Annotated in this window: 16 protein-coding genes and 3 pseudogenes; 8 read left to right on the forward strand and 11 right to left on the reverse strand. The window is 69.2% G+C overall.

Translation table 11 applies throughout. The features are described from left to right. Positions 1–9: 9 nt before the first annotated feature. Positions 10–435, forward strand: coding sequence for a hypothetical protein (locus AB0J12_RS30920; protein WP_363267864.1), 426 nt, complete (start codon positions 10–12; stop codon positions 433–435). Between the two features lie 126 nt (positions 436–561). Here AB0J12_RS30920 and AB0J12_RS30925 read toward each other — a convergent pair whose 3' ends face one another. Further along, the gene (locus AB0J12_RS30925; protein ID WP_363267865.1) at positions 562–921 is read right to left on the reverse strand and encodes a hypothetical protein; all 360 of its coding nucleotides are present in this window, start codon (positions 919–921) and stop codon (positions 562–564) included. Between AB0J12_RS30925 and AB0J12_RS30930 the strand changes: the two genes are divergently transcribed. Both AB0J12_RS30930 and AB0J12_RS30935 read left to right on the forward strand, forming a co-directional pair. Further along, the gene (locus AB0J12_RS30930; protein WP_363267866.1) at positions 914–1,315 is read left to right on the forward strand and encodes a hypothetical protein; all 402 of its coding nucleotides are present in this window, start codon (positions 914–916) and stop codon (positions 1,313–1,315) included. The genes AB0J12_RS30925 and AB0J12_RS30930 overlap by 8 nt on opposite strands. Continuing rightward, positions 1,306–1,658, forward strand: a pseudogene (locus AB0J12_RS30935) (transposase); the annotation flags it as partial. The gene AB0J12_RS30930 and the pseudogene AB0J12_RS30935, both read left to right, overlap by 10 nt. Here the strand turns inward: AB0J12_RS30935 and AB0J12_RS30940 are convergent. Then, a complete protein-coding gene (locus AB0J12_RS30940; protein ID WP_363267867.1) occupies positions 1,659–2,012 on the reverse strand; it encodes a hypothetical protein in 354 nt (117 codons plus the stop codon). A 47-nt stretch (positions 2,013–2,059) separates the two neighbouring features. Between AB0J12_RS30940 and AB0J12_RS30945 the strand changes: the two genes are divergently transcribed. The 3 genes from AB0J12_RS30945 (at position 2,060) to AB0J12_RS30955 (ending at position 5,755) form a co-directional block, all read left to right on the forward strand. Beyond that, positions 2,060–2,347 carry a hypothetical protein gene (locus AB0J12_RS30945; protein WP_363267868.1) on the forward strand — a complete coding sequence of 96 codons (288 nt, stop codon included), beginning with the start codon at positions 2,060–2,062 and terminating at the stop codon, positions 2,345–2,347. A 499-nt stretch (positions 2,348–2,846) separates the two neighbouring features. Further along, positions 2,847–3,569, forward strand: coding sequence for a DUF4232 domain-containing protein (locus AB0J12_RS30950; RefSeq protein WP_363267869.1), 723 nt, complete (start codon positions 2,847–2,849; stop codon positions 3,567–3,569). 152 nt (positions 3,570–3,721) lie between these two features. Beyond that, positions 3,722–5,755 carry a hypothetical protein gene (locus AB0J12_RS30955; RefSeq protein WP_363267870.1) on the forward strand — a complete coding sequence of 678 codons (2,034 nt, stop codon included), beginning with the start codon at positions 3,722–3,724 and terminating at the stop codon, positions 5,753–5,755. Positions 5,756–5,939: 184 nt separating this feature from the next. On the opposite strand, the gene AB0J12_RS30960 is transcribed toward AB0J12_RS30955, so the two are convergent. From AB0J12_RS30960 to AB0J12_RS30970, 3 genes and pseudogenes are all read right to left on the reverse strand, one after another. Continuing rightward, complete coding sequence (locus AB0J12_RS30960) at positions 5,940–6,446, reverse strand: SMI1/KNR4 family protein (RefSeq protein ID WP_363267871.1); 507 nt, start codon at positions 6,444–6,446, stop codon at positions 5,940–5,942. A gap of 1,033 nt (positions 6,447–7,479) precedes the next feature. Continuing rightward, positions 7,480–8,659: pseudogene (locus AB0J12_RS30965) on the reverse strand (IS701 family transposase). A gap of 75 nt (positions 8,660–8,734) precedes the next feature. Next, positions 8,735–9,594 (reverse strand): IS5 family transposase gene (locus tag AB0J12_RS30970; RefSeq protein WP_363267872.1). Its coding sequence is split into 2 segments (ribosomal slippage): positions 8,735–9,234 and positions 9,234–9,594, totalling 861 coding nucleotides; the frame shifts between segments, so codons are not numbered across the junction. A gap of 123 nt (positions 9,595–9,717) precedes the next feature. Here AB0J12_RS30970 and AB0J12_RS30975 point away from each other — a divergent pair. After that, the gene (locus AB0J12_RS30975; protein ID WP_363267873.1) at positions 9,718–9,975 is read left to right on the forward strand and encodes a hypothetical protein; all 258 of its coding nucleotides are present in this window, start codon (positions 9,718–9,720) and stop codon (positions 9,973–9,975) included. 257 nt (positions 9,976–10,232) lie between these two features. On the opposite strand, the gene AB0J12_RS30980 is transcribed toward AB0J12_RS30975, so the two are convergent. Then, positions 10,233–11,177 (reverse strand): alpha/beta fold hydrolase, encoded by a 945-nt coding sequence (locus AB0J12_RS30980; RefSeq protein ID WP_363267875.1) that lies wholly within the window; start codon positions 11,175–11,177, stop codon positions 10,233–10,235. A 457-nt stretch (positions 11,178–11,634) separates the two neighbouring features. Between AB0J12_RS30980 and AB0J12_RS30985 the strand changes: the two genes are divergently transcribed. After that, positions 11,635–12,159, forward strand: coding sequence for a hypothetical protein (locus AB0J12_RS30985; protein ID WP_363267876.1), 525 nt, complete (start codon positions 11,635–11,637; stop codon positions 12,157–12,159). Between the two features lie 331 nt (positions 12,160–12,490). Here AB0J12_RS30985 and AB0J12_RS30990 read toward each other — a convergent pair whose 3' ends face one another. The 5 genes and pseudogenes from AB0J12_RS30990 to AB0J12_RS31010 all read right to left on the reverse strand — a co-directional run bounded on the left by AB0J12_RS30990 (position 12,491) and on the right by AB0J12_RS31010 (position 15,628). Beyond that, positions 12,491–12,994, reverse strand: a complete 504-nt coding sequence (locus tag AB0J12_RS30990) for an SAM-dependent methyltransferase (protein WP_363267877.1) — start codon at positions 12,992–12,994, stop codon at positions 12,491–12,493. A 17-nt stretch (positions 12,995–13,011) separates the two neighbouring features. After that, positions 13,012–13,683, reverse strand: a pseudogene (locus AB0J12_RS30995) (IS256 family transposase); the annotation flags it as partial. 1 nt (position 13,684) lies between these two features. Further along, a complete protein-coding gene (locus tag AB0J12_RS31000; protein WP_363267878.1) occupies positions 13,685–13,873 on the reverse strand; it encodes a sulfurtransferase TusA family protein in 189 nt (62 codons plus the stop codon). Further along, entirely contained in the window at positions 13,870–15,129 is a 1,260-nt protein-coding gene (locus AB0J12_RS31005; protein WP_363267879.1) for an MFS transporter, read from the reverse strand. The genes AB0J12_RS31000 and AB0J12_RS31005 overlap by 4 nt, the downstream gene beginning before the upstream one ends. Before the next feature lie 91 nt (positions 15,130–15,220). Beyond that, complete coding sequence (locus tag AB0J12_RS31010) at positions 15,221–15,628, reverse strand: FAD-dependent oxidoreductase (RefSeq protein WP_363267880.1); 408 nt, start codon at positions 15,626–15,628, stop codon at positions 15,221–15,223. Positions 15,629–15,633 lie beyond the last annotated feature (5 nt).

Raw genomic sequence — 15,633 nt, forward strand, 5'->3', positions numbered from 1 at the left:
CCGTACGGAATGCTCCTCAGCACCGGGTTGATCCCGCAGCCTTCAACGTCGGCCGTCCGCATCGTGATGCTTTCGATGTGGAGCGCTGGTGTCGGGTGCGCGCTCTGGAAGGGCAGACGAGCCGCGGTCGGCATATGGTCCGAGCGACAGCTCGTCCGAATTCGGGGCGACCTCAACATCCTTCCCCGGATTACCGCTCTGCACCGCCGCGCTGAGGGCGCGGATACCAGGGAGCCCCTACTACAGGAGGCCAGGACCGCGCTGAGCCGTCGCCGCGGCCGCGTTGCGTTGCTGTCCTTCCAGAAGGTGCTTGAGCAGATGGAGGCGGATCACCGAACCAGCGAAGAGTGGTCCGAGCTCCGCTCCCGGATCCGCGCGCTGGTGACCAATTTCGTCGGCGGCTCGAAAAGCAGTGAGGCACCCTCTGCCGCGTGACCGGCCCTGCGTAGTGCTGCGGTCGCGGCAACTGCGGCCTTGACCACGCATGTGGATGGCCGGGGTGACGCTTGTCGACGATCTGGGACCTGACCTGGCTCCGTACCGGGATGAGCGGCCGCTCGATCAGCTCGTCCAGGTCTTGATCTGGGCGGCGACTTCGCGCACAGGGAGTCCATCCCGGGCGGCGCGGGCCAGCGGGAGCACAGTGTCCAGGCCAGGGCTCACCGGAAGGCCGCACGCCGACAGGTAGGCCGCGGTCACGGTTGCCGCGAACAGCAGGTTCCTCATCTCGAGACTCGGGTTTCTCGCCAGCTCGCACAGCAGCGCCGCGGCCTTGTGATGGGGTTCGGGGTAGACCTCGTGGTCAAGGATTTCGGCCCGGTGGCGTGCTTCCGCTGCCACGGGCACGCCGTAGTCGACGACTTGAGGGTCCCCCGGGATCTGCTGCGCCACTGCCAGGATCCACGCCAGATCGATGCTCACCCTGGAGAGGACCCTGCTCGACACGGCGGAGAAGCTCGAACTGATCGACTTCACCCAGCGCAAGCAGCTCGAGCGCATCCGCGACGACCGCCACCTGTGTGCGCACCCGTCCATCCGACCCCTCGGCGAACTCTACGAACCGACGATGGAGTACGCCCGCGCCCACCTCGCGGCCGCGCTGGAAGCCGTGCTCATCCATCTTCCGAGCCAGGGGCGCAAGATCGTCGACAGCTTCCTCAAGTACGTCGTGGACCCCGGCTTCGTCTATGACACCGAATACCTCACCCACCCCTTCTTCGACCGCGTCCGCCCCAGCGCCAGGTCCAAGGTCGTCGAGGAGGCAGGGGCGCCCGGCTCGACGCCGAGTTCATCGCCGCCACGGTCGGGGACATGAACGCCTTCGACAGTGCTGACCGCCTGGCCGGCTTCGCCGGCCTGGCCCCGCAGCCACGCGATTCCGGCCGCGTCAGTGGCAATCTGCACAGACCCCGCCGCTATCACCGCGGGCTGCTACGGGCGATGTACTTGTCTGCGCTGGCAAGCTTCAAGTGCTCCCCGCCTCCAGGGCGTACTACCAGCGAAAGCGGAGCGAGGGGGAGGGATATAAGCAGGCCCTCCTCGCCCTTGCCCGCCGACGCGTCAACGTTCTGTGGGCGATGATCCGGGACAGACAGTGCGACAAGGCTGCACTCCCCGTGGCAGTCGCCGCTTGGCATCAGCATTGGGAAGTCCCGTAATCACAGGCATCCCGGCTCGCTGGTGGCGACGAACCGTGTCAGGGATCGCTCCAGCAGCTCGAGAAACTGCCGTAGGTCATCAGCTACTTGGTCGAGCTCGGGTTCGTCCAGCGACGCCGTTCGCGTCCGGTAGATCACTCCGCCAGGGCCGACGACATAGGACAGGCCGCCACCGTTCGAGCCGATCACCAGGCCCCCGTCCTTCTCGTCCGCGCCGGCATTGACAGTGCCGTACTGCTTGAACCGCAGAAGGACTTCGGCTGCCGGGTCAACGAAGTAGCCATTGCCGACATCCGCCGTCCAGTGGGAGTTCGTGTAGAGCCCGGTCATCCGGATGTTGCAGTAGTCGAACATCTCGTTCCAGCTCTTGAACTGGCGCGCGGTGGCCCTCGCCGGCCGCCGTGGCGGCCGGAGCCGTCAGGGTCCTGGCGGCGCCGCGGTCCTCCTTCTACGCCGGCACCAGCCGCACGTCGCCCCCCAGCACCGGCTTGCAGTCCTCGCCGATCGTGACCCGCTGCTGCACGGCCATGCTGGCCGGCGGCGCGGGCAACGACCCCGTCAGCCGCACGGCACCGCAGTCTTTCGAGGCGGCCGGTGAGGCGTCCCGTGCGGCCCCGGCCGCGCTGGCCGTGGTGGCCGTGCAGGCCGTCAGGACAGGACCGCAGTGGCGAGTACGGCCCCGAGCGTGATTCGGTTGCGTAATTCAAAACCTTCCCTCGAACGTGTCGGGAGGGAGCGTATGCGCCGGGAATGCCCGACCGGACGAACCGCCCTCACCTTGGCAGGAAAGTGACATGCCTGGTCGGGCCGTGTGCGCGGCGCATGCCTACTTGGAGCGCCTCCACGCTGCCGGGCCCACCCGCCTCACCACGTCCCGCGAGAACGCACCCAGCCTGGGCTGACCTCCCAGGCGGGACGGGCCCGGTCTGTGAGGCCGGCGAGCGGGGGTGGGGCGGCGGTGGTCCTCCCTGTGACGGCCGCCGCTGCCACGTGAGCGACCAGCGTGGCGGCGGCGGCAAGAACCGGTGTGCCTGCCCCGTTGCCTGTTACCAAATGCGGACAGACCGGAGTGAACGATGCCCGTCGCGGCGTCATCTCACGGGATGCAGCGAAACAGCGGATGCGGCCGGTCGCTCGGCGGAAGCAGAGCAGGTGCCGCGTCCCGGCAACCATGGGGGAGCTTTCATCATGACCACGCACCGTGCCCGCCGTACCGCCCGTTCGGCCTCCCTGGCCGCCGTCACCGCCGCGCTGGCACTGGGCCTGACCGCCTGCGGGGGCGCCGACGACGGCTCGCAGCCGGCAGGCGGCAACCACACCGCCGGCACCGCGCAGAGCCGCCCCGCGTCCGATGGGGACGGCATGGGCAGCGCGGCAGAGCCCAGCAGCGGCGGAAAGGCCAAGGAGGGCACACCTTCCTCGGCGACCCCCTCCAGCGGCACGGGCGAGGGCGCGGGCAAGGGCACAACGGCTGCAACGGCTGACGCCCGACCGTGCCGCGGAGACGAGTTGCTGGTCACCGCCGTGCACCGATTCGCCGGACAGCAGGGCGACCACCTGCTGGTCACCGCATCGAACGAGGGCTCCAAGCCATGCTGGATCACCTCGTACCCGGCCGTGAAGCTCGGAGGAGACGTCGACAGCGCCGCACTGCCCCACTCGAAGAAGGACATCCCGGGCGGCGACAAGCACATCGTCCTCCGGCCCGGAGACAAGGCATACAGCGCGGTGAACCTCTTCGACTACGGCTCGAAGAACCACACGGCACAGTCGTTCGCCATCGCGCTGCGCGGCACGGAGGGTCACAACGGCCCGTTCTACTCCGTCGACACCAAGGGCCAGAAGCCGCAGTTCAGCTGGAACGAGGCAGACGTACTGAACTGGAACATCAGGAAACCGTACGACTTCTGACCTGCCATCGGCTACGAGCCGACCACGGGGGGTGCCATGGCACAGTCCGGGCCTCGAACATGATCGAGAAAAAACCGGAGTGATCACCCCGTCGGGTCGATGCCAGGATGTCAACAGGTTGACGTACAGCGCACTTACGGGGGGGGGGGGGAGTGACGGGAACTTCCGTCGACGCGGTGGACTGGAGTCGGTTGCGGACAGGCCTGCCGGAACATCATCCGGTCGAGGAGGTCCCGCGGGCGCTGCGCCGCCTGGTCAGGCGGGGCCCGGCGGCGACGGAGGAGGACTGCCACCCGCTGTACTCCTGCCTGTTCGTCCCGGGAGGCGGGCTGCCGTCGGCCGCGGCCGCGGCCCTGCCGTTCCTCACGGCGCTCGCCTGCGACCCAGCCAACGGCGCACGAGTCGCTCTCGTCGAACTGCTCGCCGCCCTCAACGGTGCGGCGCGCGAGACCGCTGAGCAGGGCACGCACGCGACGTGGCGGGAGGAGTGGCGGCGTCAGGGCGACAAGATCACGGCGCTCCTCGCGGACCCGTTGCCGAACGTTCGCCGGGCCGCCCTCCTCCTTGCGGACGACGACGAGCTGCTGGGCCGGTGGCACGCCGAGACGCACCCGGCCGTACGCCTGCCCCTCCTGCTGGCGCTGGGCACCCGTGCCGCGACGACCACCGGCGCCCCCGAGACCGGGTCTCCCGGCAGCCGGCACCACTTCACCGGCGCGGTGGAGGCGGTGCTGAGTCGGGTGCTGCGCGACGACGAGCCGGTGATGAAGGTGGCGGCCGTGATCGCCCGGGCGTCCCTCGACCGCGACGCTCCCCTCCGGCATGCCGACCTGCTGCTGGACGTCCTCGCCGATCCGGCCGTTCGGCCCCGGTTCGAGGAGATCTGGTGGCTGCCTGACGTCGAGATCCCCTTCACCCGTGACGACGTCGCCGCATGGGTGTCCGGACTCCTCGACCACGACGCCCCGGCCGGCCTGTCGTTCGTGACCCGGCTGGCCGAGGCGGCGGAACGGACTGCGGACGACGGGCTGCGCCGGGTCGTCCTGGACGAGGCGTGGCGGCACCTGGTGCTGCGGCGTTCCGCGGCACCGACGGTGCTGCCCCTCGCGGCACGGCTGCTGGACTGTGCCGACGACTGCGTGCGGCTCAAAGCCGCGCACCTCCTTGCCATGCTCGCGCCTGACTCCGGCCCGTACGCCGACCGCCTGGCGGCACTGCTCGACGATCCCGGGACCGACGAAATCTCCTGGATCGAGGCCACCGTCGGCGACTTCGCACGCTGGGCCCTGGTCCGGCTCGGCGACCCCCGCGGCCTCCCCGGCCTGGTCGAGTCGCTCTGGGCGCCCTACCGGGAGCAGTTCGGGCGCAGCTGGGTGGCGGGCGATCCGCGCCGGCCGGAGATGCACGAAGTCCTCGCGCCGCTGCGCGAGCACGCCGACGTCCTCCTGCCCGCGCTGCTGGAGGAGGTGCGGCAGGACCACGAACGTCACGGCGCCCACGGCGAGATCATGGGCACCTTGCTGCACGTCGCCGAAAAGTGGGGGCCGGACGCGCTGCCCGTGCTCCCGGTCGTCCTGCCGCTCCTGAAGGACACGCGGTATTCGATGCGCGTGGTCGACGTGCTGCTGGCGATGGGCCCCGCTGCCGCCTCAACGGCGTCCGCCGTGCGCGATGCGGTCGTCCTCGACCACCCGGGCAACCACTACAGGACCGCGTGGGCCGCGTGGCGCATCGCGGGGGGTGACGACGGCACCGCCCTGCGACTCCTGGGCGAGGCGCTGCACGACGAGCAGGCGTCGCCGCACGGACCGGTCCTCCTCCTGTCCGACTTCGGCCCCGCCGCGGCAGCGCACGTCGGACGGGTGCGTGAGGTCATGGAGAACGCCGACTACGGGAGGGCGACGGCGGCGGTTGCCCTGTGGGCGATCACCGGCGATCCGGGTGCCACCCTGACGGTACTGGAGCAGGTCGTCGTGCGCTTCACGGGGGACGACGACCGCTACGGCGACCTGGCCGAGGCACTGCGCGGCTTTCTGCGCATCGGCACGGTCACGCCGGCCGCACGGCGGGCACTGCGCCTCATCGAGGCCCGCGATTCGCGGCTTTCCCACTACCGGGACTACCGGGCCGTACTCGACGACCAGAATTTTCGCTCCACCATCGCCGCAGTGCTCGCGCTCCCCTGACATCCGCTCCGGCCCGTCTGGTGTGGTTGAGGCGAGTTGAGTAGCCAGGCGTGTTTCGTATGCGTGGTGGGGGCTGTTGGTTTGCTGATCTGCAGGGGACGGGGTATCGGTGCGCAGGTTGAAAGGGCGGGTAAGCGTCTTCACTGGTTGTGGGACAAGGCCAGCAATGTGACGGCTGGGTGTGTCAGCGCGCGGGGCAGTCTCTGGCGGCCTGCTCGCGGTGGGGGTAGGGGCCGTCAGGCATGGTGCCGCTCAGCCAGTCGCCGAGCCACTCGGCCAGTGACGGTCCGAGCGGGGCCAAGGCGTGCTCCGTGCAGCACAGATTGGGGTCCCAGTCCCACATCTGACCGTCGGCCGTTCTGAAGTCGATCAGCGCCCACATTGCGCCGCCCCGGTCCATGAGCGGGACGATCCCTGGCGGCAGCGGGCTGTCGGGATCGGCGAAGTCCCGATACGCCTCCGCGATATCCGCGCAGTCGCTGAACCAGTCGCCGGTATCGGTCAGAGACACCACGTCCCACGGCCCGAAGCCACCGTTGGCCACTTCGAGATACAGCCGCCGCAGGAGTGGGGGCATCGGGTGTCCCACCAGCAGCTCCGCCGCGGCCACATCGGCCACGGCGGCGGGCTCCGGCAGTTCGCGGCCGGCTACCTCCTCGCGCGCGGCGAGAATGAGATCGTCATCAGTCACAAGCAGATCTTCGACCCCGCCGGACCGCTTGTCGATGGGAAGTACCTGCTCAGCACGGCTGGCGGGGATCCCGTTTGAACGTCCACGACACCTTCCGCACGACTTTGACGATGATCCACCACGGCCACACCCGAGCCGTACGCCCGGCCCCTGCGGCCAGGGTGTCAAGCCGCTTGATGGGTCGTCTCGCCTTCGACAGGTGTTGTGCGGATGGCGCCCGAGGCCGGGCGGTCTTGGGCAGGTGAGGACAGGAACTTGGTCTGGTGGGTGAGCTTTCAAGCGGCCGGTGGGTGCCCGCAGATGAGGACGCGTCGAACAGTGGGCCAGGAATAAGAAAGACAAGGACAACCCTTTTCAGGCGGCCGTCGGGGAGTGGCCGGACGGGGCCTGCTCGGCTGGGGGCGGTGCGTACTGCTCAGCGAGATAGTCGAGTTGGACGGCTGTTTCTTCGTGATCTTCTCGGTGCCGTCCAGGAGCGCGGCTGCGCGGATCAGCGCGGACAGGCTGCCGATGCGCCCACCGGTGCGCGTGGGCAGGTTGGTGGCTGAGCTTCATCCCAGCATGACTCCGGCTTCGTCCGTACGGGGGCGGCGTTGTCCTCCGGCTCCGTGGAGTCGGGCCAGGGGCCGAAGGGGCCGTGTTCTCCACGACCGGAGGTGCCCAGCGCACCAGGAGCCTGGACGGCGTCCTTCGGTGCGTCGGCGCGGACGCGGGACGCAGGCGGCGGTCGGTGGGCTGGTGGGCGCGGGTCACGACGAGGTGCTGGATGTGCAGTGCGCTGAGCCAGACGCAGGCCGAGGTCCAGGCGGGGGCTAGGGTTCATCGCCGCCGGAGCCGCCATGATGGCCGCCGCCACAGCCAACTGCTCTAGTACTGCAACGGTGTCTGTCCTGAGTGCTGGGCAGTTTTCAGGGGCTGTGTCCGCGTCGTTTGTAGTGACTGAGGCGGGCTTGGTGCTGGCGTCGTCGACGCCATGTCGACCAGTGCAGGACGTGGTCGATGGGGGTCGGGCGGCGGTCGGTGAGGCGGGTGATCAGGCGTCGGATCTCGGCGAGGCTGAGGTGGATGAGTTGGGAGGATCCGTTTCTGCTTTCTCGGTGTCCAGTTGGCGGGCCCGCAGGACGGTCAGGCAGGCGTGGGCGGCCATGGCGAGGGTCATGTGGCGGTGCCAGCCGGGATAGCGGCGGACCTGGTAGTCGTCCAGGCCGCACTCCTGCTTCGCGGTCTGGAAGCATTCCTCGACAGCCCAGCGGCTGCCCGCGATGCGGATCAGCTCGTCCAGCGTGGTGTCGGCGGGGCAGTAGGCGATGTAGTAGGAGATCTCCTCGGGCCTGCTCACACTGCGGCGGGCGATGACCCAGTCGGTCTTCGCGGTGCCAGGGCCTGACCTCGACGCGGGCCCAGTCGTAGATCCGCCGGCCGTGGGCGCCTTCACCGCAGGAACGGCGTTTCCACTTCTGCCGTGGCAGGCCGGGGAACAGATCGTGGACGGGGTGGTCGAGTGCCCAGCGGGTGACGACGGTGTCGTGCCGGGTGGTGGCCATGACGTGGAAGACGTCGGCCTGCTCGAGTTCGAAGCGCCAGCCCTTGCTGAAGCCGTAGGCGGCATCCGCGGTCACCCAGGTGAAGGGAATCCTGTCGGCGATCGCCTTGCGGACCATCGCCTTGGCCATGGCCACCTTCGTCTCGAATGCGACCTCGTCGCCGATGCCGGCCCGCCGGCACCGCTCACGGTCGTCCGTCCACGACGTGGGCAGATAGAGCCGCCGGTCGATCAACGTGCGTCCGCGGCCGGTGGCATAGGCGAGGAAGACACCGATCTGGGAGTTCTCCGTGCGGCCCGCGGTGCCGGAATACTGCCGCTGCACCCCTGCCGAGCGCGTGCCCTTCTTCAAAAAGTCGGTGTCGTCGACGATGAGCACCGCCTCCCGGTCACCGAGGTTGTCGACCACGTACCGACGCACGTCGTCGAGGACCTCGTCGGCGTCCCACTCGATCCGGTTCAACATCCGCTGGATGCGGTCCGGCCCGGCATGGCCGGCCTCCTCGGCCAGTGTCCAGCCGTTCTTGCGCTGCAACGGAGCGATCAGGCCCCGCATATAGGCCAGCGCCGACTCCCGCGGCTCGGACCGGTTGAACCGGTGCACGAACCGCCCGTGCACAGCATCCAGTTCACTCGCCCACACGCGCACATCAGCAAGGTCCCCACCCATAACCACAACAACGACGAACCTGGCCAGCAGTCACGGTAGACACCGTTGCAGTACTAGGGTCTGTCTCTTTGGTCGTTATCGCCGTGTCCAGATGAGGATGGCGGCGAGGTGGAGAGCGGCTTGGTAGGCGATCGCGAGCTTGTCGGTCCGTGTGGCGAGGCCGCGCCACTGCTTGAGGCGGTTGATGCACCGCTCGACGGTGTTGCGCTGTTTGTAGGCGTCCACGTCGAAGCCGGGTGGGCGGCCGCCTCGACGGCCTCGCCGCAGGCGGTGGCCGATCTGGTCGGACGGTTGCGGGATGACCGCGCGGATCGCGCGGCGGCGCAGGTGGCTGCGGATTGAACGGGATGAATAGGCGCGATCCGCCAGGACCATGACGGGGCGGGTCCGGGGCCGGCCGGGACCGGTTCTCGGCACGCGGATGCGCGCCATGACCGTCTCAAAGGCGGGCGCGTCACCGGCCTGGCCCGCGGTGACGGTCAGAGCCAGGGGTCGTGCACGACTGTCCGCCGCTAGGTGGATCTTGGTGCTCAGCCCGCCACGGGAGCGCCCCAGCGCGTGGTCGGTCGGCTCGTTTCCGCAGAATGCCCCTTTTTGGGGGCTCCGGCGGCGTGTTGGTGGGCCCGGACAACGGTGGAGTCGACCGACACGGTCCAGCCGATGTCGGCATCGGCGTCGGCCGCGGCCAGGACCGCGGCGAGGATCTTCTCCCAGGTGCCGTCGACTGCCCACCTGATCAGGCGTTTGTGAGCGGTCTGGAAGGGGCCGAGTTCGGCAGGCAGGTCCCGCCATGGCGAGCAGGTGCGGTACTTCCACGCGATGGCTTCCAGCGTGCGACGGTGGTTGGCCCACCGTCGGCCCCGGGGCGGATTGGCCGGCATCAGCGGCTCGATCCGGTCCCACATCGCATCACTGATCACTAGCCGGACGGACATATCCGATCAACTGTCCAGCCCACTGGGGAGACACGCGCCCCTCACGAGTCCCGCAACAGGACCCGTTGACCCGTTCGCGTGACCCGACGAGTAGCTTTGCAGCAGCCGAACTTGGGGGGAACGATGGCCTTCGGTGAACTCTTGACGCTTGTGCTCGTCGCCATGGCAGTTCTGGGGATGACCGGTGCCTGGCTCGGTATCTACGCCCTGATCTGCAACCGAGTGCCTGGACGATGGCTCGGCAGAACAGTACGCAACCCCAGACTTTGGGGAATCGGCATGCTGTTCATGGTCTCCAGCTTGGCCTTCGTCTCATGGACGACCCTCATCATCGGGCTCGGGCTCACTGTGACCGGACACGCCGTCAAGCCCACCGGGTGACCCAAGCTCGTCACTCATGCGACGGCACCAGCGACGCCAGAGCGGGTCAAAGAGACAGGCCCTAGTCGGCGACGGGAGAGCACTGACGACCTCGGTGTCATGGTGCGCTGCAAGGCGGTCGCCCTACAACAGTTGAAAGGTTAAAGAAACGAGCTCGGTTTGCCGTTTGAGGTGCGGTGTCGAACTTGGCTGGGCTTTTCGCAGTTCTGCGGGCGTGAGGGCGGCCTCCGTCTGATCCTGTTGCTCCGTCAGGTTGGTCAAGAAGCCTTGTGCAGGGAGACGACAGCCTGCACCAGGGCGTGCGGGGCCTCCCAGTTCAACATGTGTCCGGCGTCCGGCACGGTGACCAGCCGTGCGCCCGGTATTCCGGTGGCCAGGCGCCTGGCGTGGCTGGGGGGTGTGCTGCGATCGGCCGAGCCGACCATGATGACGGTGGGGACCGTGATCTCGGTGAGACGAGGGTAGCGGTCCTCGCGGGCGAAAGCCCGCACGACCGGCACGAGGGAGCGGTGGTCCTGGTGGAGGAAGACCTCGAGGAAGACCGCGATCGTCGCTGGAGAGGGGTGTGTTCCGCACTGAGCGGCTCCGAAGAGGATTCCGCCCGTGCGGGTCCGTGCCAGCCGCTGGAGGATGCCCGTCTCCAGCAGCGGGATCTGCAGCCGGTTGTGCGGCGCTCCGTCATAGATACGGCCCGCCCAGGTCGCGAAGAGCACCAGACGGTGCAGCCGCCGGGCGACGCCGGGGTGGTCGAGCACGGCACGAAGCGCGAGGAATCCGCCCATGGAGTGCCCGACGAGCACCCCGTCGCGTACGTTGAAGTGTTCGAGGACCGCCAGGTAGTCCTGCGCCATGGGTCCGGAGCCGATGCCGTCCGTGCCGAACGTCGACCGTCCATGGCCGCGCTGATCGAAGACGATGACACGGTGACCGCTCGCCACCAGGGTGGCCTGCACCAGATTCCACTCCAGGAGAGAGACACCGTATCCGTGGGCCAGTACCACCGGTGGCCCGTCACCCGCGACGAGGGTGCGCAGCACCGTCCCGTCGGGGCGAGAGAGCAGCACTTCCTCGCCCTCGGGCTCGCGGCGGAGCCGTTCGTAGGGGACTGGATCCGGCCGACGTTCGATCCGGCCGGCCGCTGCCCGCGCCGCGATGGCTGCGGCGGCCGCCGCAGCGGCCCCCCAGACCAGTCGCATCTTCATCAGACCCCCTGAGTCTGCCCCTGTGTTGTGTCAGGGGCCGAAGCGCGCTGACGGCGCCCATTGTGTATCTCACTAGGACTGCGGAGCGTCGAGAATGTAGCGGATTGGCTCAGAAGCTTTGTTCCAAGGGACATGCGCGGTCGGGTAGTTGCTGGTGAGGTATGAACTCCGTCTCGATGGGAGAGACGGGCCCTTGTGCTTCCTCGATCTGCCGGGCAGATCACGGACGTACTGCGCACGAGCCCTCACAAGGTGCCGCTCGTGGGCATCGGACTGAGTCAGCAGCTGAAGGAAGAAACGAGACGTGCATATCCGAATCGCTTGTCGCTCAGCGCTCGTCGCCGTTCTGCTCTCCTTCGCGGCCGTTCCGGCGTCCGCGGCCGGCGAGGGGGCACGGGCCGACCGCTCCTGTGGCGATCTGCGGTTGACGGGCTCACTGCCCGCACCGCCCGTGGGTATGGCCGTACAGCAGGAGGTCTCGATCGGCGTGGACTGCAGGCCACGGCTCGGTGAGGTGCGGCTGACGCCGCTCGGCCGGGCCGGCGGAACCGCGGCAGGGGCCGGGACCAAAGACACCGAGAGCGGCTGGCATCGGCTCTCCAGCTGGAACGAGATGTACGACTGCTGCCATATCCGCATGACCGCCCTGTACTTGACGTCGCACTGGGCCACCGAAGGCGGTCGCGTCGTGAGCGCGGGCGCAGGCGCCAGCCAGCAGTGGAACCGTGAGCCGTGGGATGCGGGTTGGTCGCGGAAGTCGGCCACCGAGGGCGTCGACTGCGCCACCGGCTGCCCCGCCTCCCGCAGCGAGGCACACGCGGACTTCACCTACCGCGGAATCTTCGACGCGACCGGGGCCTGGTACGCCAACACCCACCACTCGTACGTCGACCTCAAGGCCGACGGCACCGCCTTGTGCCACTTCGAGGTGAACCTGCGTCACACCTTCATCGGCTGGAACTGGCGGCGCGGCTGCGCCTGACCGGCCCCGACGACGGCCGGAGCGCGCCGCACCGCGCAGCAATCGTCAACTGGGCTTTCGTCCCTCTTCCTGGCTCCCGTAGGACAGGGGTCGCTTCCGGCGGCACGCGTAACCCGGACAGCGTGCCGCAGGGTGGGCGCCATCGCGGAGGCGAGGCTCGCCGGGATGAGCACACGTTCGGCGGCGGCCGCGGCCGCGGCCCGGCCGGCTCCGCTGTGCGCAGGCCGGGGGCGGGGCCCGCACACAGCAGGGAGGGCTCGCCGCTGACCGACGGACCAAGAACCACGGTGAACCGGCTGGAACAGGCCGGCCGGAACAGGCGCTCGGTGAGCTAGGACAACGCTTGGCTCGTGCCGCGTACGGCCGTGATGAAGCCAGTGCCGGACGGATTGGCTGTTGGCCGGCCGTAGTGGTCAGCGACGGCGTCCAGTGGATGGATCCGGGTGTGCCAGCCGTGGTCGCCGAGCCAGTCGGCGGTCCTCGAACCCAGGGCGCCCTTCCACAGCGAGGTGATGTGCGCGACCGACGGATCGTCGAGAACGGTCTGCCCGCTGCGTCCCCGCTCCAAGACGAGCCGGCTGACCGGGGCGGACAGTTCACCGACCGTGGTGAGCAGCCCGGCCGCCTCCTCTTCGGTGAGATAGACCAGCAGGCCTTCGACACCCCAGGCGGTTGGCTGCGCCGGGTTGAACCCCGCGTCGATCAGCCGATCGGCCCAGGCGGTATGCAGCAGGTCCACGGGAAGGGCCGTTCTGTCGCAGCGCGCTACGGCGGACTCCGCCGCCAGCACACGGTGCTTGAACTCGAAGACCGGCGGCAGGTCGAGCTCGTACAAGCGGATCCCACGCGGCCAATCGCGTTGGTGGTGCAGACGATCCTGGGGATCTCGGTGTCGAACTGCAGGAAGGGAGTGAATTCCTCCGAGGCGTTCTCCCACAGTTTGACGATCGCCGGATCCTTCCGACCCCAGGCGTCGGCGAACTCCGCGAACCGCTCCAGGGCGGCTTCCTCGGTCGGAGCCGTGTAGACGGGCTTGAGGCGCTTGGCGATCTTGTCCCAGTCCTGACGGGCGGCATAGCGGAAAGAGTTCCTCAGCAGGTGCACCACGCAGGTCTGCACGATGGTGCGGGGCCAGACGGTCTCCACCGCCTCGGGCAGGCCCTTCAGGCCGTCGCAGGCCAACATCAGCACGTCGTTCACGCCGCGGTTCTTGATCTCGGTGAGGATATGCAGCCAGTGTTTGGCGCCCTCGCCGCCGTCGCCGGCCCACAGACCCAGGATCTCGCGCCGGCCCTCAACCGTGACCGCGAGGGTCACGTAGATCGGCCGGTTGGCGACCGCGCCGTCGCGGATCTTCACGTGGATGGCGTCGATGAAGACGACCGGACAGACGGCGTCGAGGGGCCTGCTCTGCCACTCGGCCATGCCCTCGAGGACCTTGTCGGTGATGGTGGAGATGGTCTGGCGGGAGACCTCGGCACCGTAGACCTCGGACAAGTGGGCCTGCACCTCGCCGGTGGTCAGGTCAGGTCATGTGGCACCAGGCGGGGAGGTCCAGCGGTGCGGCGAGGTCGGTGGCGATGACGTGCACGATGGTGCCTGGCTCGGCGCTGTCGATCTCTTTGCGCAGGCGCAGCAGGAGGGTGACGCAGAGCAGCCCGGCGCCGTCGACGGTGATGTCCGGCGTGGGGATGCCGGCGTTGACGGTGCTCATCGGCGGTAGGCGGTGGCGGCGGCGGCGGGTAGGAGGGCGAGGGAGAGGATGCCGCAGGAAAGGGCGAGGGCGGGGTAGCTGGTGGCGGCGACCATGATGCCGGAGGCCATGCCGCCGGTGGCGCCAGCGATGGCGATGGAGACGTCGACCATGCCCTGGGTCTTGGCGCGGGTGGCCAGTGGCACGGTGTCGGTGATGATCGCGGTGCCTGCGACGAGGCCGAGGTTCCAGCCCAGGCCGAGCAGGGCGAGGGCGAGCGCGAGGAGGGCGACGGAGTCGCCGGGCGCGGCGGCGGCCAGGACACCTGCGGCGAGCAGGGTGATGCCGGAGACGGCGGCGATCTTCATGCGTCCGTAGCGGTCGACGAGCCAGCCGGTCAGGGGTGAGGGCAGGTACATGGCGCCGATGTGGAGGGCGATGACGAAGCCGGAGGCGGCGGTGCCGTGTCCGTGGTCGTGCATGTGGACCGGGGTCATCGTCATGATCGCGACCATGACGAGCTGGGTGAGGATCATGACCAGGGCGGCGAGGACCACGCCTCCGCGACCCTCGTTCGCATCGGTGGCTTCGGCGGCGGCCGGGTTGGCGTCAGCTTCATTGGCGTTGGCGATGGAGCGGGCCAGGAGCAGCGGATCGGGCCGCAGCCACAGGGCGAGGACGAGCGCGGCCAACGCATAAGCAGCGCCGGAGAGGAGGAACGGCCCGGCAAGGTTTGGGATGCCGAGGTGCTCGGCGAAGTTGCTGGTGGGGGCGGCGAGGTTGGGTCCTGCGACGCCGCCGAGGGTGGTGGCGACCAGGACGGTGGAGACCGCGCGGGCGTGGTGGCCGGGGGCGGCGAGGTCGGCTCCGGCGTAGCGGGCCTGGAGGTTGGTGGCGGTGCCGGCGCCGTAGACGAACAGGGCGAGGAACAGCAGGACCGGGTTGTCCAGAAGGGCTGCGGTGATGACGCCGGCCGAGCCGATGGCGCCGGTGAGGTAGCCGGTGGCGAGGCCGGGACGGCGGCCTCTCGCCTGGGAGATGCGGCCGACGGCGACGGCGGCGAGCGCGGATCCGGCCGTGAACAGGGCGCTGGGCAGGCCGGCGAGGGTGGTGGAGCCGAGCATGTCCTGGGCGAGGAGGGCCCCGACAGTGACGCCTGCGGCGAGACCTGCGCCGCTGAGGATCTGCGCGGCGACCAGGACCCGAATGGTGCGGCGCTGTGACGAAGCGGCATCGGGTATGTGGATCGTCGCGTGGGAGGGTGCGTGCGAGGTCATGTCCTCTTCCGGGGCGGGGGCTGCGGGCATGGTGGGGTTGACGGTCCAGATCGGGTTCGGTGGATGGTAGGCCGGTGTGTGGGGCGGGGCGTCAGCCGGGATCGGAGAGCCGGGCGGGCTCGGTGATCAGGACGTCGGTGTCCTTCAGTGCCGTCAGCACCGACCGTGCGGCTCTTTCGCCTGCGGCGAGGGCGCCTTCGACGTGCCTGGCGTACTCGGTCGCCGTCTCGGTGGACGCGCAGTGCAGCCGGCCGTCGAGGGCTGGCCGCTGGTGGAGGGAATGACCGACGAGCGAGTAGTCGGCGAGACGCTGCACCGTGGACGGGGACGTCCGGCGCTCCGTGCTCCAGTCCTGCACGTGCAGGGCGGTGGGAGCGGTGGCGGCCGGGCCGAAGAAGCGGGTGAGCTGGGCGGTGACGGCCTGCTCGAAGCCGGGCTGTACGGTGCGGGCGTGCGCGAAGCCGGAAAGCGCGGCGGGCTTGCCGCCGAGGCCGGACATGTCGT

The organism is Streptomyces sp. NPDC049915 (assembly GCF_040656475.1).
In the GTDB taxonomy this organism is placed as follows: Bacteria; Actinomycetota; Actinomycetes; order Streptomycetales; family Streptomycetaceae; genus Streptomyces.

Bases quoted from the DNA above. Each gene is read 5' to 3' on its own strand.
- AB0J12_RS30920 (WP_363267864.1), top strand. From the start codon at position 10: ATGCTCCTCAGCACCGGGTTGATCCCGCAGCCTTCAACGTCGGCCGTC.
- AB0J12_RS30930 (WP_363267866.1), top strand. From the start codon at position 914: ATGCTCACCCTGGAGAGGACCCTGCTCGACACGGCGGAGAAGCTCGAA.
- AB0J12_RS30940 (WP_363267867.1), bottom strand. From the start codon at position 2,012: ATGTTCGACTACTGCAACATCCGGATGACCGGGCTCTACACGAACTCC.
- AB0J12_RS30950 (WP_363267869.1), top strand. From the start codon at position 2,847: ATGACCACGCACCGTGCCCGCCGTACCGCCCGTTCGGCCTCCCTGGCC.
- AB0J12_RS30975 (WP_363267873.1), top strand. From the start codon at position 9,718: ATGGCCTTCGGTGAACTCTTGACGCTTGTGCTCGTCGCCATGGCAGTT.
- AB0J12_RS30980 (WP_363267875.1), bottom strand. From the start codon at position 11,177: ATGAAGATGCGACTGGTCTGGGGGGCCGCTGCGGCGGCCGCCGCAGCC.
- AB0J12_RS30985 (WP_363267876.1), top strand. From the start codon at position 11,635: ATGGCCGTACAGCAGGAGGTCTCGATCGGCGTGGACTGCAGGCCACGG.
- AB0J12_RS31000 (WP_363267878.1), bottom strand. From the start codon at position 13,873: ATGAGCACCGTCAACGCCGGCATCCCCACGCCGGACATCACCGTCGAC.
- AB0J12_RS31005 (WP_363267879.1), bottom strand. From the start codon at position 15,129: ATGACCTCGCACGCACCCTCCCACGCGACGATCCACATACCCGATGCC.
- AB0J12_RS31010 (WP_363267880.1), bottom strand. From the start codon at position 15,628: ATGTCCGGCCTCGGCGGCAAGCCCGCCGCGCTTTCCGGCTTCGCGCAC.